The organism is Kocuria sp. LHG3120 (genome assembly GCF_049897445.1).
Taxonomy (GTDB): domain Bacteria; phylum Actinomycetota; class Actinomycetes; order Actinomycetales; family Micrococcaceae; genus Kocuria; species Kocuria rosea.
The window spans coordinates 1-21,953 of record NZ_JAFCWG010000007.1; the positions used below are offsets into that span (position 1 = coordinate 1).

Annotated in this window: 26 protein-coding genes and 1 pseudogene; 8 read left to right on the forward strand and 19 right to left on the reverse strand. The window is 74.7% G+C overall.

Features of this window, described 5'->3' with window-relative positions:
* Together ACP7CD_RS13845 and ACP7CD_RS13850 are read left to right on the forward strand one after the other, a co-directional pair.
* On the forward strand, positions 1–409 hold a 409-nt coding region (locus tag ACP7CD_RS13845), incomplete at its 5' end, for a hypothetical protein (protein ID WP_426120445.1).
* A 205-nt stretch (positions 410–614) separates the two neighbouring features.
* Positions 615–953, forward strand: coding sequence for a hypothetical protein (locus ACP7CD_RS13850; protein WP_017834871.1), 339 nt, complete (start codon positions 615–617; stop codon positions 951–953).
* Between the two features lie 93 nt (positions 954–1,046).
* Here ACP7CD_RS13850 and ACP7CD_RS13855 read toward each other — a convergent pair whose 3' ends face one another.
* Positions 1,047–2,285, reverse strand: coding sequence for an acyl-CoA dehydrogenase family protein (locus ACP7CD_RS13855; RefSeq protein WP_035923166.1), 1,239 nt, complete (start codon positions 2,283–2,285; stop codon positions 1,047–1,049).
* A 46-nt stretch (positions 2,286–2,331) separates the two neighbouring features.
* Positions 2,332–4,458, reverse strand: coding sequence for a 3-hydroxyacyl-CoA dehydrogenase NAD-binding domain-containing protein (locus ACP7CD_RS13860; RefSeq protein ID WP_109221283.1), 2,127 nt, complete (start codon positions 4,456–4,458; stop codon positions 2,332–2,334).
* A gap of 131 nt (positions 4,459–4,589) precedes the next feature.
* On the opposite strand from ACP7CD_RS13860, the gene ACP7CD_RS13865 reads away from it, so the two are divergent.
* A complete protein-coding gene (locus ACP7CD_RS13865) occupies positions 4,590–5,135 on the forward strand; it encodes a GNAT family N-acetyltransferase (RefSeq protein WP_095651855.1) in 546 nt (181 codons plus the stop codon).
* Between the two features lies 1 nt (position 5,136).
* Here the strand turns inward: ACP7CD_RS13865 and ACP7CD_RS13870 are convergent, their stop codons facing one another.
* From ACP7CD_RS13870 to ACP7CD_RS13900, 7 genes and pseudogenes are all read right to left on the reverse strand, one after another.
* Positions 5,137–5,841, reverse strand: coding sequence for a TetR/AcrR family transcriptional regulator (locus ACP7CD_RS13870; protein WP_017834867.1), 705 nt, complete (start codon positions 5,839–5,841; stop codon positions 5,137–5,139).
* 60 nt (positions 5,842–5,901) lie between these two features.
* Positions 5,902–6,075: a hypothetical protein gene (locus ACP7CD_RS13875; RefSeq protein WP_017834866.1), complete on the reverse strand. Its 174-nt coding sequence runs from the start codon at positions 6,073–6,075 to the stop codon at positions 5,902–5,904.
* A 5-nt stretch (positions 6,076–6,080) separates the two neighbouring features.
* Positions 6,081–6,950, reverse strand: a complete 870-nt coding sequence (locus tag ACP7CD_RS13880) for an SMP-30/gluconolactonase/LRE family protein (protein ID WP_426120446.1) — start codon at positions 6,948–6,950, stop codon at positions 6,081–6,083.
* A 70-nt stretch (positions 6,951–7,020) separates the two neighbouring features.
* Positions 7,021–7,197, reverse strand: a pseudogene (locus ACP7CD_RS13885) (acyl-CoA thioesterase); the annotation flags it as partial.
* A 37-nt stretch (positions 7,198–7,234) separates the two neighbouring features.
* Positions 7,235–8,068 carry a PhzF family phenazine biosynthesis protein gene (locus ACP7CD_RS13890; RefSeq protein WP_017834863.1) on the reverse strand — a complete coding sequence of 278 codons (834 nt, stop codon included), beginning with the start codon at positions 8,066–8,068 and terminating at the stop codon, positions 7,235–7,237.
* A 4-nt stretch (positions 8,069–8,072) separates the two neighbouring features.
* The gene (locus ACP7CD_RS13895) at positions 8,073–8,282 is read right to left on the reverse strand and encodes a hypothetical protein (RefSeq protein ID WP_017834862.1); all 210 of its coding nucleotides are present in this window, start codon (positions 8,280–8,282) and stop codon (positions 8,073–8,075) included.
* A gap of 58 nt (positions 8,283–8,340) precedes the next feature.
* Positions 8,341–8,979, reverse strand: a complete 639-nt coding sequence (locus ACP7CD_RS13900; protein WP_017834861.1) for a DNA-3-methyladenine glycosylase I — start codon at positions 8,977–8,979, stop codon at positions 8,341–8,343.
* 56 nt (positions 8,980–9,035) lie between these two features.
* Here ACP7CD_RS13900 and ACP7CD_RS13905 point away from each other — a divergent pair, with 56 nt between their 5' ends.
* The gene (locus ACP7CD_RS13905) at positions 9,036–10,322 is read left to right on the forward strand and encodes an MFS transporter (protein WP_017834860.1); all 1,287 of its coding nucleotides are present in this window, start codon (positions 9,036–9,038) and stop codon (positions 10,320–10,322) included.
* Here ACP7CD_RS13905 and ACP7CD_RS13910 read toward each other — a convergent pair.
* Both ACP7CD_RS13910 and ACP7CD_RS13915 read right to left on the reverse strand, forming a co-directional pair.
* On the reverse strand, positions 10,251–11,468 hold the full coding sequence (locus ACP7CD_RS13910) for a sensor histidine kinase (protein WP_272026736.1): 1,218 nt from the start codon (positions 11,466–11,468) through the stop codon (positions 10,251–10,253). The two genes, ACP7CD_RS13905 and ACP7CD_RS13910, sit on opposite strands and share 72 nt — an antisense overlap.
* Before the next feature lie 86 nt (positions 11,469–11,554).
* Positions 11,555–11,740: a hypothetical protein gene (locus ACP7CD_RS13915; protein ID WP_017834858.1), complete on the reverse strand. Its 186-nt coding sequence runs from the start codon at positions 11,738–11,740 to the stop codon at positions 11,555–11,557.
* Between the two features lie 182 nt (positions 11,741–11,922).
* On the opposite strand from ACP7CD_RS13915, the gene ACP7CD_RS13920 reads away from it, so the two are divergent.
* The gene (locus ACP7CD_RS13920) at positions 11,923–12,618 is read left to right on the forward strand and encodes a response regulator (RefSeq protein ID WP_017834857.1); all 696 of its coding nucleotides are present in this window, start codon (positions 11,923–11,925) and stop codon (positions 12,616–12,618) included.
* Here the strand turns inward: ACP7CD_RS13920 and ACP7CD_RS13925 are convergent.
* The 7 genes from ACP7CD_RS13925 to ACP7CD_RS13955 form a co-directional block, all read right to left on the reverse strand.
* Positions 12,582–13,265 (reverse strand): ABC transporter ATP-binding protein, encoded by a 684-nt coding sequence (locus tag ACP7CD_RS13925; protein WP_426120447.1) that lies wholly within the window; start codon positions 13,263–13,265, stop codon positions 12,582–12,584. The genes ACP7CD_RS13920 and ACP7CD_RS13925 overlap by 37 nt on opposite strands.
* Positions 13,235–14,794 (reverse strand): hypothetical protein, encoded by a 1,560-nt coding sequence (locus ACP7CD_RS13930; RefSeq protein WP_126346571.1) that lies wholly within the window; start codon positions 14,792–14,794, stop codon positions 13,235–13,237. The genes ACP7CD_RS13925 and ACP7CD_RS13930 overlap by 31 nt, the downstream gene beginning before the upstream one ends.
* Complete coding sequence (locus ACP7CD_RS13935) at positions 14,791–15,195, reverse strand: hypothetical protein (RefSeq protein WP_035923187.1); 405 nt, start codon at positions 15,193–15,195, stop codon at positions 14,791–14,793. The genes ACP7CD_RS13930 and ACP7CD_RS13935 overlap by 4 nt, the downstream gene beginning before the upstream one ends.
* Before the next feature lie 73 nt (positions 15,196–15,268).
* Positions 15,269–15,841 carry a hypothetical protein gene (locus tag ACP7CD_RS13940; RefSeq protein WP_426120448.1) on the reverse strand — a complete coding sequence of 191 codons (573 nt, stop codon included), beginning with the start codon at positions 15,839–15,841 and terminating at the stop codon, positions 15,269–15,271.
* Between the two features lie 34 nt (positions 15,842–15,875).
* Positions 15,876–16,448: a hypothetical protein gene (locus ACP7CD_RS13945; RefSeq protein ID WP_426120449.1), complete on the reverse strand. Its 573-nt coding sequence runs from the start codon at positions 16,446–16,448 to the stop codon at positions 15,876–15,878.
* Positions 16,449–16,487: 39 nt separating this feature from the next.
* Entirely contained in the window at positions 16,488–16,772 is a 285-nt protein-coding gene (locus tag ACP7CD_RS13950; protein WP_017834852.1) for a hypothetical protein, read from the reverse strand.
* Between the two features lie 161 nt (positions 16,773–16,933).
* On the reverse strand, positions 16,934–17,332 hold the full coding sequence (locus ACP7CD_RS13955) for a DUF4870 domain-containing protein (RefSeq protein ID WP_017834851.1): 399 nt from the start codon (positions 17,330–17,332) through the stop codon (positions 16,934–16,936).
* A 248-nt stretch (positions 17,333–17,580) separates the two neighbouring features.
* On the opposite strand from ACP7CD_RS13955, the gene ACP7CD_RS13960 reads away from it, so the two are divergent.
* The gene (locus tag ACP7CD_RS13960; RefSeq protein WP_035923195.1) at positions 17,581–18,396 is read left to right on the forward strand and encodes a lysophospholipid acyltransferase family protein; all 816 of its coding nucleotides are present in this window, start codon (positions 17,581–17,583) and stop codon (positions 18,394–18,396) included.
* Between the two features lie 19 nt (positions 18,397–18,415).
* On the opposite strand, the gene ACP7CD_RS13965 is transcribed toward ACP7CD_RS13960, so the two are convergent.
* Positions 18,416–19,624, reverse strand: coding sequence for a PucR family transcriptional regulator (locus ACP7CD_RS13965; protein ID WP_229588109.1), 1,209 nt, complete (start codon positions 19,622–19,624; stop codon positions 18,416–18,418).
* Positions 19,625–19,727: 103 nt separating this feature from the next.
* Here ACP7CD_RS13965 and ACP7CD_RS13970 point away from each other — a divergent pair, with 103 nt between their 5' ends.
* Both ACP7CD_RS13970 and ACP7CD_RS13975 read left to right on the forward strand, forming a co-directional pair.
* Complete coding sequence (locus ACP7CD_RS13970) at positions 19,728–20,780, forward strand: ferredoxin reductase (RefSeq protein ID WP_035923198.1); 1,053 nt, start codon at positions 19,728–19,730, stop codon at positions 20,778–20,780.
* Positions 20,781–20,833: 53 nt separating this feature from the next.
* Entirely contained in the window at positions 20,834–21,949 is a 1,116-nt protein-coding gene (locus ACP7CD_RS13975) for a fatty acid desaturase family protein (RefSeq protein WP_017834847.1), read from the forward strand.
* The last annotated feature ends 4 nt before the right edge of the window (positions 21,950–21,953 follow it).

Genomic DNA, 21,953 nt, shown 5'->3' on the forward strand with positions numbered 1-21,953 from the left:
ACCCCGGCTGAAAATGTCGCCACCACCCCACGGAGGCAGGACGGCAACAACCAATCAACCGAATAAAACATCCGGTATCAACAAACATGGCACACTATTGAGTTCTCAAACAACAGACCAGCAACCAGGCACCACACCCGGAAACCGTGTTGGAATTCTTTTTCGCTCGGTTCTCGCGATCTCTCGCTTTCCCCGCGGCGACCTCCTCAGCTTATCCCGATCTTCTCCGCTTTCCCAAATCGCTTTTCCTTCGCTCAGCGGCGAAAAAGCTCTTCGGGAGGAGAATTCCTGGATCTGCCGGATTCGACGCCGTGGGCCGCAGCGATTCCTCGCTGCTGCCCGAAACAGCTCCACCAGCGTACCCGACCCGGTCCCGGCCCACAAGCTGTCGGCCACCGCGCAGCGGTGATCGGCTTGATGGTTCGAGGGGGTTCGGTCCGCCGGATTCGGCGTTGCCGTCCGGGGCGATCTCTCGCGTCCCTTGCGGCGACTCGGAATACATTACACACGCCCCGCAGGACCGTCAAAACCCCGGAGGACCGGCGGCCGGAGCGGCGGCGACGGCAGTGCGTAGGCTGATGGCACATCGATGCCCCGACCCGAAAGGACAGCAGATGAGCACCTCACCGGAAGAGCTGCCGGAGACCCCCGACACCTACGAGGGCGCCGCCGAGGTCGACCCCGAGCACTGGCGCGAGGATCCGCTGATCGAGGGCGCCGAGGCCGGCGCGCAGGACGAGCGCGTGGACCCCGAGCACCCGGAGGTCCCCTCGGAGCAGGAGCTCCGGGACGAGACGGCCGAGGCCCGTTACGAGGCGGGCGAGGAGCAGGTCCCGCCCGAGGAGCCCCGCATGGGCGAGGCGATCGCGGACCTCGACGTCCCCGAGGACCCCGCGTTCGAGGACGAGGTCGACCCGAGCAACGACTCGTTCCACGGCGGCGCCGACCTCTGAGCCCCGACGGACCGAGCACGACGGCGCCCCGGCCTCCACGGCCGGGGCGCCGTCGTCGGTCGGGGCGCCGTCGTCGGTCGGAGCGCCGGTAGGTCAGGCGAACGCGGAGATGCCGGTGATCCCGCGTCCGATGATCAGGGCCTGCACGGTCTCGGTGCCCTCGTAGGTGTGCAGCGCCTCGATGTCCGCGAAGTGGCGGGCCACGCGGTTCTCGATGAGGATGCCGTTGCCGCCCAGGAGGTCCCGGGCGTTGGCCGCGATCGAGCGGGCCGTGCGCGTGGAGGTGTACTTCGCTAGCGACGCCTGCTCGGCGGTGAGCCGGCCGGCCTCCTCCCGCTCGGTCATCCGTGCCACGAGGAGCTGGATCTGGGTGAGCTCGCTCAGCATCCGGGCCAGCCGCTCCTGCACGATCTGCGATGCGGCCAGCGGGCGGCCGAACTGCACGCGCTGGGCCGCGTACTGCACGGCGGTCTCGTAGCAGGCCTGGGCGTGCCCCACCGCGCCCCACGCCACGCTGATGCGGGTGGCGAACAGGACATCGGCGGTGTTCCTGAAGGACCGTGCCGCCGGCAGCGCGTTCTCCTCGGGCACGAAGACGTTCTCGAACCGGAGGTGCGCCTGGTGGATGGCCCGGAGGGCGAGCTTTCCACGGATGGTCGTGCCGGTGTAGCCCTCGCTCTCCTGCGGGACCACGAAACCCCTGACCTGGCCGTCCTCGTCGGCGCGGGCCCACACCACGGTGATCCCGCCCATCGAGCCGTTGCCGATCCACTTCTTCTCCCCGTTGAGCACCCAGCCGCCGTCCACCGGGGTGGCACGGGTCTCGAGGCTGACGGAGTCGGAGCCGTGGGTGGGCTCCGTGAGGGCGAACGCGCCGAGGAGCTCGCCCGTGGCCATCCGCGGCAGCCAGCGCTGCCGCTGCTCCTCGGAGCCGCACATGGCGATCGAGCGCATCGCGAGCCCGCCCTGGACGCCGGAGACGGTCGCGATGGACCCGTCGCCGCGGGAGAGCTCCATGCTGATCAGGCCCGCGGCGGTCTTGGACATCTGCTCGTAGCCGTCGACGGCCACGCCGTCGCGCAGCAGGTCGAGCTCCCCGAGCCGGCGGACGAGGTCGAGGGAGTACTCCGAGCGGTCCCAGTGCTCGCCGATGACGGGCAGCAGGTCCTCCTGGACGAACCGGCGGGCGCGCATCCAGTGCCCCCGGTCGGTGTCGGAGACCGCGTCGAACGCGCCGGCGGCGTCGGTGTCGAGGGCCTTGTCGAGGACGTAGTCGGGCTCCACGGTGCCGGCGGGGAACAGGGTCGCGCCGGTCTCGGGGGTGGCGGTCATGGCTGGGTCCTTCGTTCTGTGGGCTGGTGGGAGGTCGGGGACAAGGTCAGTCCTGGTGGAAGCGGCGGCCGAGGACGCGCTCGGAGGCGCCCGTGCGGTCGAGGTACGGGGTGATCCCGCCCAGGTGGAAGGGGTAGTTGGCGCCGAGGACCATGCACAGGTCCACGTCCTCGGGCCCGGCGACGACGCCCTCGGCCAGCATCGCGCCGATCTCCTCGGCCAGGGCGTCCTGCACCCGCACGAGCAGCTCCTCCGCCGGGACGGGAGCGTCGGCGGGGTGCTCCGCCCGGGTCCGCTCGAGCAGCCGGGCGGCGTCGGCGGCGAGGTAGCCGTCCGCGCCCGTCCCCGGGGCCTGCTCGGTGGGCAGCACGTGGGTGAGGCCCGCCCCGACCACCGCGTCCATCCATGGGGACCGCGCGAAGCGCTCGGGGTAGGCCCGGTGCATGGTCTCGTCCACGTGGTGCAGCACGGCCGGGCCCACGAAGTCGAGCAGCCGCAGCGGGGTCATGGGCAGGCCCATCGGATCGGGGGCGTGGTCGGCGGCCGCCACGTCCGTGCCCGCATCGATCGCCTGGACGATCACGTCGAACAGCCGGGTCAGCACCCGGTTGACCACGAAGCCGGGGGCGTCCTGGACGCGCACCGCCGTGCGGCGCAGCGCCGCGGCGAGCTCGAAGGCGGTCGCGAGGGCCGCGTCGCCGGTCCGCCGCCCGGCGACGATCTCGAGGAGCGGGGTGACCTCCACGGGGTTGAAGACGTGGAAGCCGACCACCCGTTCGGGGTGCCGGAGGCCCTCCGCCATGGCGGTGACGGACAGGGAGCTCGTGTTGGTCGCGAGGATCGCGTCCGGGCGCACGACCTCCTCCCACTGGGCGAACACCTTCTTCTTCACGTCGAGGTCCTCGAAGACGGCCTCGATCACGAAGTCCGCGTCGGCGAGGTCCTCCGGCCCGCTCGCCCCCGTGACGAGGGCGCCGAGCTGCTCGGCCTGCTCCGCGCTGATCCGGCCCCTGGCCGCCTGCGCGGCGAAGCGCTCCCGGGTCCGGGCCACGCCGGCGGCGAGCCGCTCGTCGTCGAGGTCGGTCATGACCACGGGGATCCGGGCGCCGCTCGCGATGAGGGAGGCGAGCTGGCCGGCCATCAGGCCGGCGCCGATCACGGCGGCCTTGCGCAGGGGCACGGGCTCGGCGGCGGGCACGTCCGCGGCCTGCCGGGAGCGGGCCGAGACGAGCTCGAACGCGTAGAGGGAGGCCTTGGCCACGTCCCCGCGGACCAGCTCGGCGAAGGCGGCCACGGCCTTCGTCCCGTTCTCGGTGCGGGACTCCGTCCGGGCGTCGGCCACGAGGTCGATCGCCACGAGCGGTGCCGGCGCGGCGCCGTGCCAGGTGCGCTCGGCGCGGTCCCGGGCCTGGTCCACGGCGTCCTGCCACTCCTGCTCCCCGGTGCCGCCGGGCGTGCCCGCGCGGCGGCGGGTCTCCCCCGCGTCGAGCGCGTCGAGCGTGCCGGCCACCCACCGCTGCCAGGCGGTGTCCCACTCCCCGGTCCCCGGGGCGGCGTCGAGCACCACGTCCACGAGGCCGAGCTCGAGGGCCTCCGCCGCCTTGGTGTTCCGGCCCCGCAGGGAGTCGAACACGATGACGCGCAGCGCCGCGGCCGGGCCGATCAGGTGCGGGAGCAGGTGCACGCCGCCCCAGCCGGGGAAGAAGCCGAGCCTGCACTCCGGCAGTCCGAGCGGGCCGGTGCGCGGGTGGGCCGCACGGTAGTCCGTGTGCAGGGCGAGCTCGAGCCCGCCGCCCAGGGCCTGACCCGTGAGCAGGGAGAAGGTGGGCACGCTCGCGTCGGCCAGGACGCCGAAGGCCTCGTGGCCGAGCCCCACGTACCGGTCGGAGACGCCGCTGAGCTGGGCGTGGCGGATCTCCTTGAGGTTGGCCCCCGCGCCGAAGGACCGGGCGTTGCCGGTGACCACGATGGCCTCGACCGCCGACTGGTCGATCGAGCCCAGGACGTCCCGGAGCTGCTCCAGGGCCGCGGAGCCCCAGATGATCAGCCCGCCCGGCGGGGTGGAGTCCAGCCGCACCAGGGCGACGGGCGCGGAGCGTCCGGGCAGGACCAGCTGCTCGACGTCCACCGCGACGGTGGAGGGGAAGGACGGGGCGGGCGCGGCGGGTGCCATGGGCGGACTCCTGACGAGTGGTGTGATCGTCACCACTCTGACTGATACCGAGTCTCAGGTCAAGGGATTGAGTCTCAGTGTGGTGGTGCGGCGTGCGGTTCCGGGGCGTTCAGGCCGTATTCTGGCTGGTGATGATCGACGTGCTGCCCCCAGAGACCGAGCGCCTCGCGTTCCGCCGCTTCGACGGCGCGGACCTCGAGCCCATGCACTCCTATCAGAGCCGCGAGGACTACGCGCAGTACGCGTGGCGGGGCCCGCGCACGCGCGAGGAGTGCGAGCGCACCCTGGCCGAGAACAGCGGCCTGCGGCCGTGGGGCCGGGACGGCGACTCCGTCCGCTTCGCCGTCTCCCCCCGGGGCTCGCGGGAGCTCGTGGGCGAGATCGTGCTGACCCTCACGGACGCGGCGGCCGCGCAGGTCGAGATCGGCTGGGTGGTCCACCCCGACCACGCGGGCCGGGGCATCGCCTCCGAGGCGGCCCGCGCCGCGATCGAGTTCGCGTTCGCCGAGCTGGGCGCCCACCGGGTCTGCGCGAGCCTGGACGCCCTCAACGTGAGCTCCGCCAAGGTCTGCGAGCGCATCGGCATGCGCCTGGAGGCGACCCTGCGTGAGAGCCACCGCCAGCTGGGCGAGTGGCGCGACGAGCTGATCTACGCGATCCTCGCCGACGAGGCCTGAGTCATCGGCGCAGGGCGTCCCGCACGGACGCCAGGATCTCCTCCGTGTCCGCGCCGGGGTCCAGGACGGTGACGACGACGGCGGGGCGGGCCCCGGGCGCGGCGGCCGGCCGCGCCGCGCCGTCCTCGTAGCCGGAGACGAGCGTGTGCGCGAGGCGCTCGAGCTGCCCGGCCAGCTCGGCCGAGGGGTCGGTGTCGGGTGCGCGCAGCCAGGCCCGCAGGGCAGCGTTGTGCACCGCCACCGCGGCGGCGGACAGCGCCGTGGCCAGCGTGCTCCGCCCCGGCGAGTCGGGCAGCGCGGAGCGCAGGTAGCGCCGCAGGACCCGCTCGTAGCGGTGGGACGTGATGAGCTCCCGGTCCCGCAGCTGCGGGACCTGCCGGAGCAGGGCGTTGCGGGCCAGCGCCCGCTCGCGGTGGTCGAGGTGGTGGCGGAAGACCAGCAGCACGCCGTCCCGCAGGGCGACGGCCGGATCGGTGCCCGGCTCCTCCCCCGCCCGGGCCAGCTGCTGCTCGAGGCGCTCGAGGTTCGCGGCGTGGTCCGCGAAGACGATGTCCTCCTTGGACCCGTACTTGCGGAAGAACGTGGCCCGACTGATGCCCGCGGCGAGCGCGAGCCGGTCCACGGTCGTGGCGTCCCAGCCCTGCTCCGCGAGCAGGCGGATCGAGCCGGTGACGACGTCCGGGGCCGCCCGGGGGGTCTCGGTCATGGGTGCCTCCTCGCTGACGATGGTAGACCCGGGCCTCCCGCCGTGTGCGGGTCGAGCCCGTCAGCGGCGGGCCCGGGCGCCGAAGAACACCGCCCCGGCGGCGCACAGCACCCCGAGCACGGCGAAGGAGAGCGCCGAGGAGGTGCCCCCGCTGAGCAGGGAGCCCACGAGGGCGACGGCCCACACGAGCACGAGCAGCCACAGCAGTCCGGCGGTGCGCCTGGGGTTCCGCACCGCGCTCAGCCCGTGAAGGGCAGGACGGGCAGGCCGGGAACGTCGACCCGGACCGCGAACAGGGAGCCCGCGACGGGGTCCTCGTCCGGGGCGAGGTTCTCCCGGGACGTGGTGACGTAGAGGGTGCGCAGGTCCTCCCCGCCCAGGCAGCACGCGGTCGTCTGGCGCGCGCCGACCTCCACGACGGTGTCCAGGGCGCCGTCGGCCGTGTAGCGGTGCACCTGCCCGGCGCCGTGCAGCGCCACCCAGACTGCGCCCTCGGCGTCGACGGTCAGCCCGTCGGGATGGACGTCCCCCTCCTCGAGCTCGGGCACCACGAAGGTGCGGCGCCCGTGCAGACCCCCGTCCGGGGACCAGTCGAGGACGTCGACCTTCCCGGTGGGCGTGTCGTTGTAGTAGGCCAGCGCGCCGTCCGGGGACCAGGCGATGCCGTTGGAGACGGTGACGCCCTCCAGGACCGGCTCCCCGCGCAGGTCCGGGTGCACGCGCCAGAGCGTGGCCGCGCCCTCCGTCTGGTCCCAGGCCATGGAGCCGACGTAGAAGGAGCCGTCCGGGCCGGCCCCGCCCTCGTTCATCCGGACCGCCCCGGGCTCCCAGAGCTGCTCGGCCGGATGGACGGTGCCGTCCGGGTCCTCGAGGGCCACGCCGGCCTCCAGGGCCAGCACCGCTCCCCCGGTCGCGCGCGGGCGCACGCAGGCCACGACGTCCCCGACGTGCTTGCGGAGCACCTCGCCGTCCGCGCCGAGGGACAGCACGTCCCCGGCGAGCATGTCGACCCACCGCAGCCCGCCCCAGGACTCCGACCAGCACGGCCCCTCGCCGTGGTAGGTGACGGAGTCGGTGATCCGCTCGGCGCGCAGCCGCCGTGCCGCCATCTCAGAGTCCCTTCTCGTGCACCGCGGGCAGCGCCGTGGTGGGGATCCGGTCCCGGTCGGGGTTCAGGAGGATCTCCGACATGTACTTCGTCACCGCGCGCTGGTTGCCGAGCTGGACGATGGCGTAGATCGCCGCCTCCTCGTCGATCCAGCGGAGCAGGCTGCCGCCGAACAGGGTGCCGTTGGCGTTGAGGTCCTCCGGCTTGACCCACTTGCGGGTGCGGAAGGTGATGTCCTGGGTGGTCATGCCCCCACGATACCGAGGGCGCCCTCCGCACCGTCGGCTACAGCTCCACGGTCCCGCGGACCACCGGGCTGACCTGGCCGCCGACCCAGACGGTGTCCGCGTCCCGCTCCAGCAGCACGCGCCCGGTGCGCCCGAGCACGGTGCCCTGGGCGGCGACGTAGCGCTCCGGGGCCCACCCGTTGTCCGTCAGCCACCGGGCCAGGCCCGCGTTGAGGCTGCCAGTGACCGGGTCCTCCACGACCCAGTCCCCCACGAACGCCCGCACCTCGACCGCGCACTCGGCGCCCTCGCGGTGGGGGCCCACCACGCCGAGCTTGAGCCCGGCCATGGCGGACCAGTCCGCACGCACGCCCAGCACGGTCCCGGCGTCGGCCACGCGCACCCCGATCCAGCCGGGGCCGTTGTCCAGCCAGGACACGTCGAGCAGCGCGGACGGGTCCAGCCGCAGGGACCGCGCCACCCGGTCCAGCAGCGCGGGCTCCGCCACGGGCTCGTAGCGCGTCAGGGGCGGGGCGGCGAACGAGAGCCTGCCCTCGCGGCGCCGGACGGTCACCAGCCCGACCCCGCACTCCTGGACGACGTCCGCTCCCGCGGGCTCCCCGCCGAGGGCGAGCCAGGCGGACGCCGTCCCGAGCGTGGGGTGACCCGCGAAGGGCAGCTCCCCGCCGGGGGTGAAGATCCGCACCCGGTAGTCGGCGCCGGGGACCGTGGGCTCGAGCAGGAACGTGGTCTCGGAGAGGTTGGTCCAGCGGGCGAAGCGCGCCATCGTGTCCTCGTCGAGGGCGTCGGCCCCGTGCACGACGGCGAGCGGGTTGCCGCCCAGCGGCGCCGGCGAGAAGACGTCCACCCAGCTGATCGCGTGGCTCGTCATGGTCTCAGAGCACCGGCCCGCGCGTGTTCCTCCGGGCGGGCCGGGCCCGTCCCTTTCGCCGGGCGTCCCGGCCGGCGGGCCCGGCGGCGGTCCCGCCACGGGCCGCCGCCCGGTCCTCCCGCAGCCTCCGGACCACCAGGCCGACCAGGACGGAGCCCACGGTGCTCAGCACCAGGGGCAGCACCGCGCTGCGCTGCTCGCTGTTGTCGTACATGGCCGGGCCTCCTGCCGGAAGGCGACGCGGGGCGTCGTCGGGTTCGGTGCCAGGAATCCTACGCACCCTCCGGTGCCTCCGGCCACACCCCGGAGCTGCCCCGGCGGTGGCTGCCGAGCAGGTGGGTGTCGACGATCCCGACCGCCTCCATGAGCGCGTGCATCGTGGTCGGCCCCACGAAGCGGAAGCCGTGCGCCCGCAGGGCCCGGGACAGGGCCTCGGACTCCGGCGAGCGGGTCGGGACCTCCTCCGCCGTGCGCGGACGCGGGGTCCGCGCCGGGCGGAACGACCACACGAGCTCGGTCAGCCCGCCCTCGGCGCGCAGGGCCACGGTGGCGCGGGCGTTGCCGACGGCGGCCTCGATCTTGCCCCGGTGGCGCACGATCCCGGCGTCGCCCAGCAGGCGGTCGACGTCGGCCGGGCCGAAGCCGGCGACCGCGTCCGGGTCGAAGTCCGCGAAGGCCGCCCGGAAGGCGGGCCGCTTGCGCAGGATCGTGGCCCAGGACAGCCCGGACTGGAAGCCCTCGAGGCAGATCCGCTCGTAGAGCCCCCGCTCGTCCCGCACGGGGACGCCCCACTCGGTGTCGTAGTACTCGCGCAGGAGCGGGTCCGTGGCGGCCCAGACGGGGCGGGCGAGCCCGTCCTCGCCGAGGACGAGTCCGGTCGCGGGATCGGGCAGGGAGCTCATGCCGAGCATCGAACCACACCGAGAGGCTCCGACACACCCGGAGCGAGTACCCCCAGGGGTATAGGATGGCGGTCATGCACCCGACGAACCCCGCCGTGGACCGGCGCGCCCTGCAGCGGAGGGTCGTCCGCGTCCTCGCCCTCGGCCAGATCCTCGGTGGGCTGGGCGTCGGCGCCACCCTGGCCCTCGGCGCCCTCCTCGTCACCGAGGTCTCCGGCTCCTCCGCCTGGTCCGGCATGGCCGCGACCATGAACACCCTCGGCGCGGCCCTGCTCGCCGTCCCCCTCGCGCGGCTCGCCCAGGCCCGCGGCCGGCGGATCTCGCTCAGCACCGGGGCGTTCACCGCCATGGCGGGCGCGTCGATCACGATCGGCGCCGCCGTCCTCTCGAGCTTCCCCGTCCTGCTGCTGGGCCTGGCCCTGCTCGGCGCCGGCTCGGCGCTCAACCTCCAGTCCCGGTTCGCGGCGACCGACCTGGCCGCGGACGACACCCGCGCCCGGGACCTCTCCCTGGTGGTCTGGTCCACGACGATCGGCGCGGTGCTCGGCCCCAACCTCTTCGAGCCGGGCGAGCTGCTCGGGCGGGCCCTGGGCCTGCCGGCGCTGACGGGCGGATTCGTCATCGCCCTCGTGGCGCAGGCCTTCGGGGCCCTGGTCTACCTCACGGCGCTGCGGCCGGACCCCCTGCTGCTGGCCGTGGCCGACGGCGAGGCCGCGGGCAGGGGCAAGCCCTCCCCCGCGGGCGGGCTGGCGGTGCTGCGGGCCTCGTCGCCGGCCCGCCGGGCCGTGCTCACCGTGGCGCTGAGCCACGCCGTCATGGTGGCGCTCATGTCCATGACGCCCGTGCACCTGACCCTCCACGGGGCATCGCTGAGCGTCGTGGGCCTGACCATCAGCCTGCACGTGGCCGGGATGTACGCCCTCGCCCCCGTGTTCGGCTGGCTCGCGGACCGGGCCGGGCGCCGCCCCACCGTCCTGCTCGGCCAGGCCCTGTTCGTGGCGTCCCTCGTGCTGTCCTGGTTCGGCTCGACGTCCCCCGTGCTGGTGACGGTCAGCCTGGTCCTGCTCGGGCTCGGCTGGTCCGCCTCCACGGTCGCGGGCTCCACGCTCGTGGCCGAGGCCGTCCCGCCGGCCGAGCGGCCGAAGCTGCAGGGCGTCTCGGACCTGTTCATGAACCTCGCCGGGGCGACCGGCGGGGCGCTCGCCGGACCGGTGCTGGCGCTGATCGGCTTCGACGGGCTCAGCGCGGCCCTGCTCGTCCTCGTGGCGGTCGTGGTGGTCTCACACGGCGGCCGGACCCAGCGGGATGCGGGCGCCGACGCGCCAGCCGCCGTCCGCCGGTCCCGCCGCTAGCTCCCCGCCGAGCAGCTGGACGCGCTCGCGCAGCCCGAGCAGCCCGTACCCCGAGGCCGGGAGGCCGGGCCCGGAGCCCGGCCCCGCGGCGTTGTGCACCTCGACCACGACGTCGGCCTCGTCGACCTGCACGGCCAGCACGCAGCTCGTCCGGGCGGGCGCGTGCTTCATGATGTTCGTCGCCCCCTCCTGGAGGACCCGCTGGACCGTGGGCCGCACCCCTTCCGGGATCCGCGCGAGGTCGCCCCGCACCCGGGTGTCCGTGCGGAACCCGACCTCCCGCAGCGCGGCCGCGACCTCCTCGAGGCCCCGGCCCGTGTCGACGGCCGCGGCGGCGCTGGAGTCCTGCGCGAGCCCGGCGCCCGGCTCCACGCGCATGATCCCCAGCAGCCGGCGCAGGTCCTTGAGTGCCGCGCGGGAGGAGTCGCCCACCACGTCCAGGGCCTCCTTCATGGTCTCCGGGTCCCGGGAGTAGGCCCCCGAGCGCGCCTGCATGGCGATGAGCGTGAGGTCGTGGGCGACGATGTCGTGCAGCTCCCGGGCCAGCTCGAGGCGCTGCTGCTCGAGGGCGTGGGCAGTGCGCTCCTGGCCCGCGGCGATCTCGACGCGGTCCAGCTCCTGCTGCGCACTCAGGGCCCGCAGGACGAGACCGGGCAGGAGGAGGACCAGGGTCAGCGGCACGTAGCTCCAGAGGAACTGCGGGCCCACGACCGAGACGTTGACGGCCCACGAGGTCTGCCACACGAGGAAGGCCCCGACGGCCGCGGCGAGTCCGGGCAGGGCCGCCCCGTAGGCGGAGAAGGCCAGGACCAGCGGGATCACGACCATGTAGCTGCCCGGGTTGGTCTGGGGGTGGAGCAGGACCAGCAGCGCGGCGAGCGGCAGCCACGTCCAGCTGGAGCGCAGCGCCAGGACGGCGACCGTGGCGGTTTCGAGGACCACGAGCAGCAGCTCGTAGTCCCGGTCCCCGAAGCCCAGGCCCGGGCCGGTCAGGACGAGCCGGACGGCGTCCAGGGCGCTCACCGTGATGAACAGCAGCAGGGCCGCCCGCACCCACCGGTGCAGGGGGCGGGCCCGGGCGATCCCCTGCGGCAGGAGCGCGCCCAGGCCGGGCCGGCGGTCCTGCTGCGCTGCGCGGCGTGCCATGCGGTCCTTCCGGTGCGGTGGCCCGGTGCTCCGGTCCACCTCGGAGGATAGCCGCGGGCGCCGGGCCCGTCCGGGAGCGCGCCGGATCAGCACCAGCGCAAGAAGAGGAACGAGCACCCGCGGCTCGTGTGCCCGTCCGGGCTGTCGGTGCCGGGGTCGACCTTCAGGACCGGCGCCAGGGCGACCGGCGGCTCCGGGGCCACGGCGGTGGGGACACCGCCGGCGGTCAGCAGCACGGCGGCGAGCAGCGAGGCGGCGGAGAGCGTGTTCACGGGGGGTCCTTCCGGCAGTGCGCCGCACCCGATCGGTGTGCGGTCGTGAACCATGGTCGCCGAGGGGTGGGGTCCGCGGGGTCATCCGGGAGGATGGCCGGGGGTCATCCCTTGGGCGGACCCGCGCGCCGGGCGGCCCCGTCCCGCCGGCGCCGCGGCCCCTCTCCGCTACGGTGAGAGCTATGAACGAGCACGCGCCGGCGACGAGCCCCGTCAAGGTCCTGATCGTCGACGACCAGCAGCTCATGCTCCGCGCCCTGCGCGTGTTCATCGACGCCGAGCAGGACCTCGTGGTCGTGGGCGAGGCCCGCAACGGCCGGGCGGCGGTCGAGCAGTGCCGCGCCCTGCGCCCGGACGTGGTGGTCATGGACCTTCAGATGCCGGTCCTCGACGGCATCGAGGCCACCCGTGCGATCACGCACGAGCACCCGGAGGTGAAGGTGCTGGCCGTGACCACGTTCCACTCGGAGGACTGGGTGATCCCCGCGCTCCGGGCCGGGGCGAGCGGCTACGTGGTCAAGGACTCCGAGCCCCACGAGATCGTGGGCGCCGTGCGCAGCGTGCTGGCCGGGGAGGCCGCGATCTCCCGGCGGGTGGCCGCCACCCTCGTCCGCAGCGTCGTCGCGGACCCGGAGCCGGCGGGGCCGCGGCCGGAGGACGTCGCCGCGGTGGAGGGGCTCTCGGCGCGGGAGCGCGAGGTCGTGGCCCTGCTCTGCGAGGGCCTCAGCAACCGCGAGATCGCCGCCGCGCTCTTCGTGTCCGAGCCGACCGTCAAGTCCCACCTCAGCCACATCCTCACGAAGATGGAGGTGCGGGACCGGGTGCAGGTGGTGATCAAGGCCTACCGCACCGGGCTGGTGACGATCCCCTCGTCCTGAGCCGCCCGCGGGTCCGCGCCGCCGGGGAGGGTCAGCACCGCGTCCGGCGCCAGCTGCGCCGGCGGTCGGTGGGCCACCACCAGGACCGCGCGCCGCGCCGCCCACTCCGTGAGCTCCTCGCAGAGCACCGTCGTGGACGCGCCGTCCAGTCCGTTGAACGGCTCGTCCAGGACGACGACGTCGAAGTCGCCGCTGGTGCACACGATCGTCCACAGCTTGCGCTGGTTGCCCGTGGACAGGTGCTCGGCGGACTCGTCCAGCCACGGTCCGAGCCCGTGGCGCTCCGCCCGGCGCAGCCCCTCCTGCGGGTCGGCCCCGCACCAGCCGCTCGCGAACACCACGTGGTCCCGTGCGGTCATCGTGGGGTAGAGCGCCGGTTCGGTGCGGCAGATCCGGCGCACCCGGGAGGCCTCCGGCGAGCGTGCGTCCACGCCGGCGAGCGTGACCGTGCCCGCGGTCTGCGGCAGGTGCCCGCTGAGGACCTCGACGAGCGTCGACTTGCCGGAGCCGTTGGGCCCCTGCAGCAGCGTCAGCCCGGGGGCGTCGATCCGCAGCGTGAGCCCCCGGTGGACGGGGCGCCCGGCGTCGAAGCCGGCGCTCACCGCCTCGACGTGGATCAGCGGCGGGTGAGGGAGCGGTGCAGGCATGTGAGGGCACCTCCGGCGAGGGTCAGGGCGAGCAGGGGGACGATCCACGGGTCGGTGGCGGGGAAGGTCAGCGGGACGGCCACGGGCGCCGCGGCGAGGACGACGGTGAGGACCCCCGTGAGCGGGCTGTCCGCGCCCGTCCCCTCGACCGTGCGCGGCGGGGGCAGCAGGTGCTCCGCGACGGTCGCGGCCCACACCGCGCCCAGCACCACGGCCGCGGGCGCCGCGGACAGGGTCCCCGTCAGCACCCGGGCCGCGACGACGAGCAGCAGGGCCGGCAGCAGCAGCGGCAGGGTGAGCGCGGTGAGGTGCCCCAGCGCCACGGAGGAGCGGGACGCCCCGGACTCCACGGCGGTGCGCAGGTGGCGGCCGTAGCGGAAGGCGCCGATGTCCGAGCTCACGAGCTCCGCGAGAGCGAGACCCGTCATGAGGGCGGCGAAGCCCAGGGTGGGCCGCAGCGCCGCCTCCCACGCCGCGTCCGGCACGGCGGGCAGCGGCGGCATCCGGAGACCTGCGGAGGTCGCCCCGAGCAGCGCCGTGGTCGCGGCGGCGACCGCGACGGTGATCCGCTGCTGGGCCCGCAGGCGCCACCCGTGCGCCCGCTGGACGCCCAGCACCCGGGCGAACTGCAGGACCGCGGGACCGCTCAGGCGCGGCCGGCGCACCGGGGGCGCGGCGCGCCGGGCCGGGAAGGACACCGCCGCGAGGGCGCGGCGGCCGGCGACGGCACCGGCCGCGCCGACGGCCGCGACCGCCGTGAGACCGGCGAGGAGGACGGGCTCCGGCAGCCCCGGCGCGGGACCGGGTGCCGCACCGGCCGCCGGGACGAGGGCGCCGGGGACGAGGGGGGCCAGCAGCAGCACCGCCCCGTGCGCCCCGGCCCCGGCCAGGACGGACGCCGCCGCGAGCACCGCGGGGAAGTGCCGGCGCCCGTTCTCGGGGCGGGCGGCGGAGCGCAGCGCCCCGGCGGCCGTCAGCGCGCCGAAGGCCACGGGCGTCCCCAGCAGCAGTGCCGTCCCCGCGGCCCCGGGCCCGTGCCCGGCCAGGACGGACCCGGCGAGCACCCCCAGGCCCGCGGCGCCCCACACGGCGCTCGCCACGGCCACGCGCGGGAGGGCGTGGACGACGAACACGTCCGCGGCCCGGACGTCGAGGCCCACGAAGAAGTCCCGCTGCGGGTGGTCGCTGACGCAGCTGCGGAACCGGCCGAGGGTCTCGCCCGCGAGGGCGCCGAGCCCGGCGTAGGCGCAGAGCAGCACGAAGAGCCCGACCACGTCCGCGCCCGGCGCCAGCACCGCGGCCGCGCGCGCCGCGAGGATCCCGGCCGCGAGCGCCAGGAGCACAGCTCCGGCGGCGGCCCCGACCACGATGCGGCGGGCCGTGTCCACCGGCACGGACGTGCCCAGCGCCTGCAGCAGGTCCGCGATCCGCAGGTCCGCCAGGAGCCGGAGACGGCGGCGGGCCGGCGGGGCGGGCGGCCGCCGCCGCACCGACCCGCTCGTGGGGCTCGCGGTCGCGCTGGTCGTCACGAGAGCCTGCTGCGCGTCCCGGACCGCTCCCGGCGCAGCCCGAGCGCGTTGAACAGGAGCACGACCGTGCCCGCGAGGGCGACGACCACGCCCATGGTGCACAGCCAGCCCACGGGGAACCCGCTCAGCTGCTCGTCGAGGAAGGTCGCGTGGGCCGTCATGGCCAGGAACAGCAGCACGGCCGGTGCCACGGAGCGCGGGCGGGACAGCGGGGTCGCGGCGGCCACGAGCGGCAGGAGCACCCCGGCGACCGCCAGCCCGCCCACGAGGAGGGACCACAGCCCGACCGGGACGGTGCTGGTGCCCCGGCCCTCGAGGAGGATCGCGGTCAGGGCTGCGGCGCTCAGGACGGCCACGGTGACGAGGACCAGTCGGACGTGGTTCTGGGTGAGGGTCGGCACGGTGGGCACTCCTGGTGGTCGAGGATCTGATGAGTGGTGGGGGGCGGGGCCGGCGGCGGGAACGGTGGCCGGGTCACACCATGGCGACGAGCGCGGCGGTCGCGACGGCGACGACGACCACGAGCACCTGGCGGCCGGCGCCGCAGGACCTCCACCGGCCGCGGTAGAGCAGCGCCGCGGCGAGGGCGAGGGCCAGCACCGCGGCGGCCTCCACGGGTCCCTCCGCCATCCGCCCGGTGGCCAGGGCCAAGCCCTGGGACAGCACCGTGAGGCCGCCGACCACCAGCGTGTAGAGCCCGATCCGCTGCCCGCCGCCGAGCGGCAGGCCCTGCGGGAGGAGTCTGCTCTCGAGGAGCCCGGCGAACCAGAGGTACAGGGCGAGGACCACGGCGAAGACCAGGACGCCGACGAGCACGGCGACGTTGACCGAGAGCCCGATCAGGGACGGGTCGACCCCCTCCAGCTCGCCGGTCACGGCCGCCGCGGCCTGGTCCTGCATCTGGTCGGTGGTCGCCGGCAGCCGCAGCAGCAGCAGCCCGAGCCCCACCGCCCAGAGGACGGTCCGGACGGGCCGGGTGGTCGCCGGCAGCGGACGGGTGGCAGGGGTCCCGGCGCCGGGGTGGGCGGAGACGTGGAGGCTGGACATCGGGGGCCTTCCGATAGCGGGGGAACGGCGGCGCTCACCGCCGGGCGATGAGCGCCGCCTCGATGCCCGCGGCGGCGAGCAGGAGGGCGACGGCGAGGGCGAGGACGCCGAGGGAGGCCGGCAGCGCCGTGAGGTAGCTGCGCACCAGGCCGTGCCGGCGGGCGGTGAGGGCGGCGGTGAGGGGGAGCAGGCCCGCGGCCGCGGCCACGAGGCAGCCGAGGAACTCGAGCCCCGCGTACCACCCGGCCGCACCGACGAGCGCGGCGGCGCCGACGTTGAGCACGCCGATCTTCGCCGTGGCCCCCACGTAGACCGACAGCAGCGCCAGGGACGTGCCGGTCAGCAGGCCGCCGGTGAGTACGCCGCTGTAGAGCAGGGCGGCGGCGCCGAGGTTGCGGACCACGATGGCGCCGAAGGACCCGTCGTGGTCCTGACCGGCGCCGGCCGTGTCCTGCAGGGTCGCGGGGACGCGGGAGATGCTCTCGTAGCCCACCAGGAACCCCGCCACGAAGAGCGCCGTGGCGGCCGCCGCCGCCCACCCGAGGGTGCGGCGCGCGGCCCGGGCGTCGCGGGGGGCAGTGCGGAGGTCCGTGGGCACGGTCTTCATGGCTGGGGTCCCGGCAGGGTCAGCGGAGCGGGCGGCGGCTCAGGCGATGGCCAGGTTGCGGGCCTTCTTGGACAGGTACCAGCGGATGGTGCCGACGACCGCGCCGCCGATGCCGAAGCCGAACATCGCGGCCACGAGGGTCAGCGCCCAGCCGCCTGCCTCGACCGCGGCCACGATCTGGCTCGCGGACGCGGCGGAGATGCCGAGGGAGCCGGCGACCCAGGCGATGCCGACACCGCCGAGGACGAGGCCGAGGACGGCGACGGAGGCGGCGGCCGAGACGGGCAGGACCGTGCGGACGGAGGGGGTGCGGGGGGTGGTCATGAAGAGCTCCTGTGTTCCCGAGGTTTCTGTGGGGGGTGCATCATCCGGCGGGTTCCCCGGGTGATGGCTCAGAATCTACGAGAGCCGGGAAGCCTCGGCCATCGGCCGAAGGAATGGTTCCGGACCGTCCGGAGGATGCCGCCGGCCGGTCCGGAAGGACGTCACTGCAGCACCGGCAGCTGGAGCGGGTAGCGGTACACCTCGCCCTTGTTGGCCTTGAGCACGGCCAGGACGTGGCACACCACGAGCAGGACCGCGGCGAGGATCCACAGCACGATCGCCACGGGGATCAGGATCACGGTGAACAGGCACACCCACGCCACCACGTTGAGCAGCCACATGGACAGGTTGAAGTTGAACGACCCGGCGGAGGTGGCGCGCAGGAACGCGTTCTTGTCCCGGTGGACGAGCCAGACGACGAGGGGACCCACGAATCCGAGCCACCCGACGGAGACCAGCGCGCCGATCAGTCCGGACAGGTGGGTGAGGACCGCGATGGTGCGGTCGTCCCCCTGCGCCCGGTACTGCGGACGGGGTGCTGACGGTGGAAGGTAGGACATGGGGTTCTCCTGGTGGGCAGTGGCGGAACCGGTCGCGGCACCGGGTGCAGCGGACGCCGGACCGGCGCGGTGCAGCCAGCGTATCGGGGCGGGGCCCGCGCCCGGTATGGGGGAAGACCGCACTCGACGGCGGCGGATCCCCGCCGTCACGCACGGCACCGACGACGGCGCCGCGCCGCGCGCTGGTCTACGATTCTCGGCAGACCGTTCCCGGCCCGCCCCCGCGGGTCTCTTCCCGAGGGAGGCCCGTGGCTCCGCAGCTGCGCCCCAACAAGTACGCCTACCGGGCCATCGTGCTCGCCGGCCTCGCCGCGGTGAAGCTCTTCCGCGTGCCCCTGCTGGCCTCGGGCGAGGAGCACCTGCCCACCGACCAGGTGGTGCGCGGCCTGCACCGGGAGGTCCGCCCGGGCCGGGGCGCCGTCGTCGCGGTGACCCACTTCGGCTACCTCGACTTCGTCTTCGCGCAGCTGGTGGTCTGGCGCCGGCTGCGGGCCCACTCCCGCTTCCTCATCACCCGCAAGCACACCGGCAGCGCCTTCGTCACGGCGGTGTGCCGGCTGTGCGACCACGTGGTGGTCGACCGCGCCGACGGCGCCCCGGCCTACGCCGAGGCCGTGGCCAAGCTGGCGCGCGGCGAGTTCCTCGCGGTGTTCCCGGAGGGCGGGGTCAGCCGCAGCTGGACCGTGCGCCCGCTGCGCACCGGCGCCGTGCGCATGGCCGCCGAGACCGGCGCCCCCGTCATCCCGGTGTCCGTGTGGGGCGGCCACCGGATGCTCACCCGCGGGCGCGGCCGGATCCGGCTGCGCGACGTGTGGCGCACACCGGTGCGCGTGCACGTCGGCCCGGTGCTGCGGGTGGACCCCGACGAGGACGTCCGCGCCGCGAGCGCCCGGCTGCGCGCGGTGCTGCAGGAGGGGATCGACCGGTGCATCGACAGCTACCCCGTGACCCCGGAGCCGGGTGCGTGGTGGATGCCGGCGCACCGGGGTGGGAGCGCGATCACGGTCCAGGAGCAGATCGACGCCGACGCCCGGGAGCGGGAGGCCTACAAGCGCACCGGCTGAGCCCGGCCGGGGCACCGTCTCAGCGGAAGCCGGCGCGCAGCACCAGCTCGAGCTGGAACCGGCTCCTGGGGTCGTTGAGGCGGTCCCCGAAGACCTCCCGGAGCTGGTTCACCCGGTAGCCCACCGTCTGCTCGTGGATGTTCAGCTCGGCGGCCATCGCCGCGCGCTGCCCGTGGTGCTCGAGCCAGCACAGCAGGGTCGCGACCAGCCGCTCCCGCTGCCCGGCCTTGAGCTCGTCCAGCGGGGCCAGGCACTGCGCGGCGAGGTCCGCGACCACGCTGCGCTCGCTGTGCAGGACGAGCTCCATGAGGTGCTCCGAGACCCACAGCGGCCCGGCGTCGGCCGGCTCCTCCCGCTGCAGCAGGTCCCGGGTCAGCACGGCCAGGCGCAGGGACTCGGGGGCCGCGTACCAGGGCCGGCCCGGGCCGATCACCGCGCCCCGCCCGGTGAGCGCGCGCTCCAGCTCCCGGCGGCCGGTCGGCGAGGAGGGCTCGGGGACCACCGCCACCACGTCGCCGGGGCGGGACGTGAGCAGCGCCCGCTCCCCGAGGCGCGAGCGCAGCCCCACCCGCCGGTCGGCGGCCAGCGTCACCACGACCACCCGGTCGGGCACCGGCCACCCCGCGGCGGCGGCGGCCGTGCGCACCGCGTCCTCCACCACGTGGCCGCGGACGAGCATGTCCGCGAGCGCGTCCAGCAGACGGTCCCGCTCCCCGGCACGCTCGGACTGCTCCATGGCATAGCCCTCGGCGCTGGCCGCGGAGAGCTCCTCGATGTAGGCGAACACGGACTCCGCGAGGCCGATCAGCACGGACGCCTCGAACCCCGCGTCCATGGCCACGCGGGAGAGCGAGCGCAGCGTGGTGCGCGCCCCGGAGCGGTAGGCCGCGAAGAGGGCGTCCATCGGCCGGCCCTCGCGCACCTCGCCGCGGCCGAGCCCCTCGTAGACCCGCCGGTCGTCCCCCATCAGCGCCGGCTGCTGGGTGCCGGGCAGCTGCAGGAACCGGGTCAGGGCCACCTCGACCCCGCGCCGGATGCTGTCGCCGAACAGGCCCTCCAGCGGCCGGGCGTAGACCGGGACGTCGAGCCGCACGGCGTCCAGCAGCTCCTCCGTCACCGCGGGCAGGTGCGGGACCAGGAGGGGGGTCAGCGCCGGCGGCAGGGAGGTCCACGGCAGCTCCCGGTCCGCCCGCCGCCCCGGCTGCGCGTGCTCCGTCGTGTGGTCCACCCGCTCCACGATCCCCCGCTTTCATTCCGACACCACAATTTCTCTGCTGAAAGAGTACGCGACGGGACGAGAACTGCCGTCGGATTTGGGGCACAGTTATTACGTGCCCCAACTGCGACTGTTCACCCGCCTGGCCTCGGCCTTCACCACGCCCCGCTCCCCCGAGGACTTCCTGCGGCTCATCGACCCCCTGGCCAGCGCCCGCCAGCTGCGCGGCCTGGTGACCGCCGTGGTGCCCGAGACCGCGGACTCGGTGACGATCCGCTTCCGCCCCGGCCGCGGCTGGAACGCGCACGAGGCCGGTCAGTGGGCCCGCATCGGCGTGGAGATCGACGGCGTGCGGCACTGGCGCTCCTACTCCCTCAGCACGGGCGCCGGCCAGGACCCGGCGATCACGGTGACGGCGATGGGCAAGGTCTCCACCGCCCTCGTCCGGGGGACCCGACCCGGTGACGTGCTGTTCCTCGCCCCGCCCGAGGGCGACTTCGTCCTCCCCGAGAGCCCGCGCCCGCTGCTGATGCTCACCGCCGGCAGCGGCCTGACGCCGGTCATGTCCATGATCCGCACCCTCGTGCCCCGCCGCCCGGACGCCGACCTGGTGCTCGTGCACTCCTCGCGCTCCCCGGAGGAGTCCCTGTTCCGCGAGGAGCTGCTGGAGCTCACCGACCAGTTCCCCGGCTTCCGCCTGGTCCAGTGGTTCACCGGCGAGCGCGGCCGCCGCCTCGACCTCGCGGCCACCGCCGACCTCGACGCCGCGTGCCCCGACTGGCGCGACCGCGCCGCCTACGCGTGCGGCCCCGCCGACTTCCTCGACGCCGCCGAGGCGCTCTGGCAGCGGGAGGAGGGCGAGCTGCGGGTCGAGCGCTTCGCCGCCGTGGTCGCCCCCGGCTCCGGCGGGGAGGGCGGGCGCGTGACCTTCGAGAAGTCCGACAAGGAGGTCGAGGCCGACAGCGCCACGACCCTCCTGGCCGCCGGCGAGGACGCCGGTCTGATGATGCGCAGCGGCTGCCGCATGGGCATCTGCCACGCGTGCGTGACCCCGCTGCTCTCCGGGCAGGTCCGTGACACCCGCACCGGCGAGGTCCACGGCGAGCCCGGCCACCTCGTCCAGACCTGCGTGTCCACGGCCGCCGGTCCCGTCAGCCTCGACGCCTGACCCCGAAGCTTCCAGCACTCGTTCCCCGACCCCGTTCCGAAAGGACCGACACCATGACGATCGTCACCCCCTTCCTGCTCGACTCGGGCCGCCCCACCGAGTCGGCCAAGCCCTCCGCCGCCGCGCACCTCTCCGACGAGCAGGTCGAGGAGCTGGGCCGCGAGCTCGACGCCCTCCGGGAGTCCGTGATCGCCACCCGCGGGGCGAAGGACGCGGCCTACATCCGCCGCGTCATCGCCACGCAGCGCTCCCTCGAGCTGGCCGGGCGCGCCACGCTGCTGTTCGCCAAGCACAAGCCCGCCTGGTTCGCCGGCACCGGCATGCTGACCGTCGCCAAGATCCTGGAGAACATGGAGATCGGGCACAACGTGCTGCACGGGCAGTGGGACTGGATGCGCGATCCCGACATCCACTCCACCACCTGGGAGTGGGACTTCGTGACCCCGTCCCGGGCGTGGCAGCACACCCACAACGACCTGCACCACACCTGGACCAACGTGGTCGGCAAGGACCGGGACGTCGGGTACACCATCCTGCGCATGGACGAGGACCAGGAGTGGAAGCCCTGGAACCTCGGCAACCCGGTGTACAACGCGCTGCTCGCCCCGGTCTTCGAGTGGGGGATCGCGATCTACGACCTCGAGCTCGACGAGTACCGCGAGGGCCGCAAGCCGAAGTCGGAGCTCCGGCGCAGCCTGAAGGCCCTCGGGGCGAAGTTCCTGAAGCAGGCCGCGAAGGACTACGTGGCCACCCCCGCCGCCGCGGCCCTGGCCGGCTCCGGGAAGCAGGCCCTGACCGCGACCCTGACCGCCAACGCCGTCCGCAACGTCTGGGCGCACGCCGTGATCTTCTGCGGCCACTTCCCCGCCGGGGCGGACACGTTCACCGAGGAGCAGATCGAGGGCGAGACCCGCGGCGACTGGTACGTGCGGCAGATGATCGGCTCGGCCAACATCTCCGGGTCGAGGCTGATGCACCTCATGACCGGCAACCTGTCCTTCCAGATCGAGCACCACCTGTTCCCGGACCTGCCCTCGAACCGCTACGCCGAGGTCGCCGTCAAGGTGCGCGAGATCTGCGAGCGCTACGAGCTGCCCTACACCACCGGGCCCCTGCCGAAGCAGGTCGCCTCCGCGTGGGCGAAGGTGTTCCGCCTGGCCCTGCCCTGATCCG

Bases quoted from the DNA above. Each gene is read 5' to 3' on its own strand.
- ACP7CD_RS13850 (WP_017834871.1), top strand. From the start codon at position 615: ATGAGCACCTCACCGGAAGAGCTGCCGGAGACCCCCGACACCTACGAG.
- ACP7CD_RS13855 (WP_035923166.1), bottom strand. From the start codon at position 2,285: ATGACCGCCACCCCCGAGACCGGCGCGACCCTGTTCCCCGCCGGCACC.
- ACP7CD_RS13860 (WP_109221283.1), bottom strand. From the start codon at position 4,458: ATGGCACCCGCCGCGCCCGCCCCGTCCTTCCCCTCCACCGTCGCGGTG.
- ACP7CD_RS13865 (WP_095651855.1), top strand. From the start codon at position 4,590: ATGATCGACGTGCTGCCCCCAGAGACCGAGCGCCTCGCGTTCCGCCGC.
- ACP7CD_RS13870 (WP_017834867.1), bottom strand. From the start codon at position 5,841: ATGACCGAGACCCCCCGGGCGGCCCCGGACGTCGTCACCGGCTCGATC.
- ACP7CD_RS13880 (WP_426120446.1), bottom strand. From the start codon at position 6,950: ATGGCGGCACGGCGGCTGCGCGCCGAGCGGATCACCGACTCCGTCACC.
- ACP7CD_RS13890 (WP_017834863.1), bottom strand. From the start codon at position 8,068: ATGACGAGCCACGCGATCAGCTGGGTGGACGTCTTCTCGCCGGCGCCG.
- ACP7CD_RS13895 (WP_017834862.1), bottom strand. From the start codon at position 8,282: ATGTACGACAACAGCGAGCAGCGCAGCGCGGTGCTGCCCCTGGTGCTG.
- ACP7CD_RS13900 (WP_017834861.1), bottom strand. From the start codon at position 8,979: ATGCTCGGCATGAGCTCCCTGCCCGATCCCGCGACCGGACTCGTCCTC.
- ACP7CD_RS13905 (WP_017834860.1), top strand. From the start codon at position 9,036: ATGGCGGTCATGCACCCGACGAACCCCGCCGTGGACCGGCGCGCCCTG.
- ACP7CD_RS13910 (WP_272026736.1), bottom strand. From the start codon at position 11,468: ATGGCACGCCGCGCAGCGCAGCAGGACCGCCGGCCCGGCCTGGGCGCG.
- ACP7CD_RS13920 (WP_017834857.1), top strand. From the start codon at position 11,923: ATGAACGAGCACGCGCCGGCGACGAGCCCCGTCAAGGTCCTGATCGTC.
- ACP7CD_RS13925 (WP_426120447.1), bottom strand. From the start codon at position 13,265: ATGCCTGCACCGCTCCCTCACCCGCCGCTGATCCACGTCGAGGCGGTG.
- ACP7CD_RS13940 (WP_426120448.1), bottom strand. From the start codon at position 15,841: ATGTCCAGCCTCCACGTCTCCGCCCACCCCGGCGCCGGGACCCCTGCC.
- ACP7CD_RS13945 (WP_426120449.1), bottom strand. From the start codon at position 16,448: ATGAAGACCGTGCCCACGGACCTCCGCACTGCCCCCCGCGACGCCCGG.
- ACP7CD_RS13950 (WP_017834852.1), bottom strand. From the start codon at position 16,772: ATGACCACCCCCCGCACCCCCTCCGTCCGCACGGTCCTGCCCGTCTCG.
- ACP7CD_RS13955 (WP_017834851.1), bottom strand. From the start codon at position 17,332: ATGTCCTACCTTCCACCGTCAGCACCCCGTCCGCAGTACCGGGCGCAG.
- ACP7CD_RS13975 (WP_017834847.1), top strand. From the start codon at position 20,834: ATGACGATCGTCACCCCCTTCCTGCTCGACTCGGGCCGCCCCACCGAG.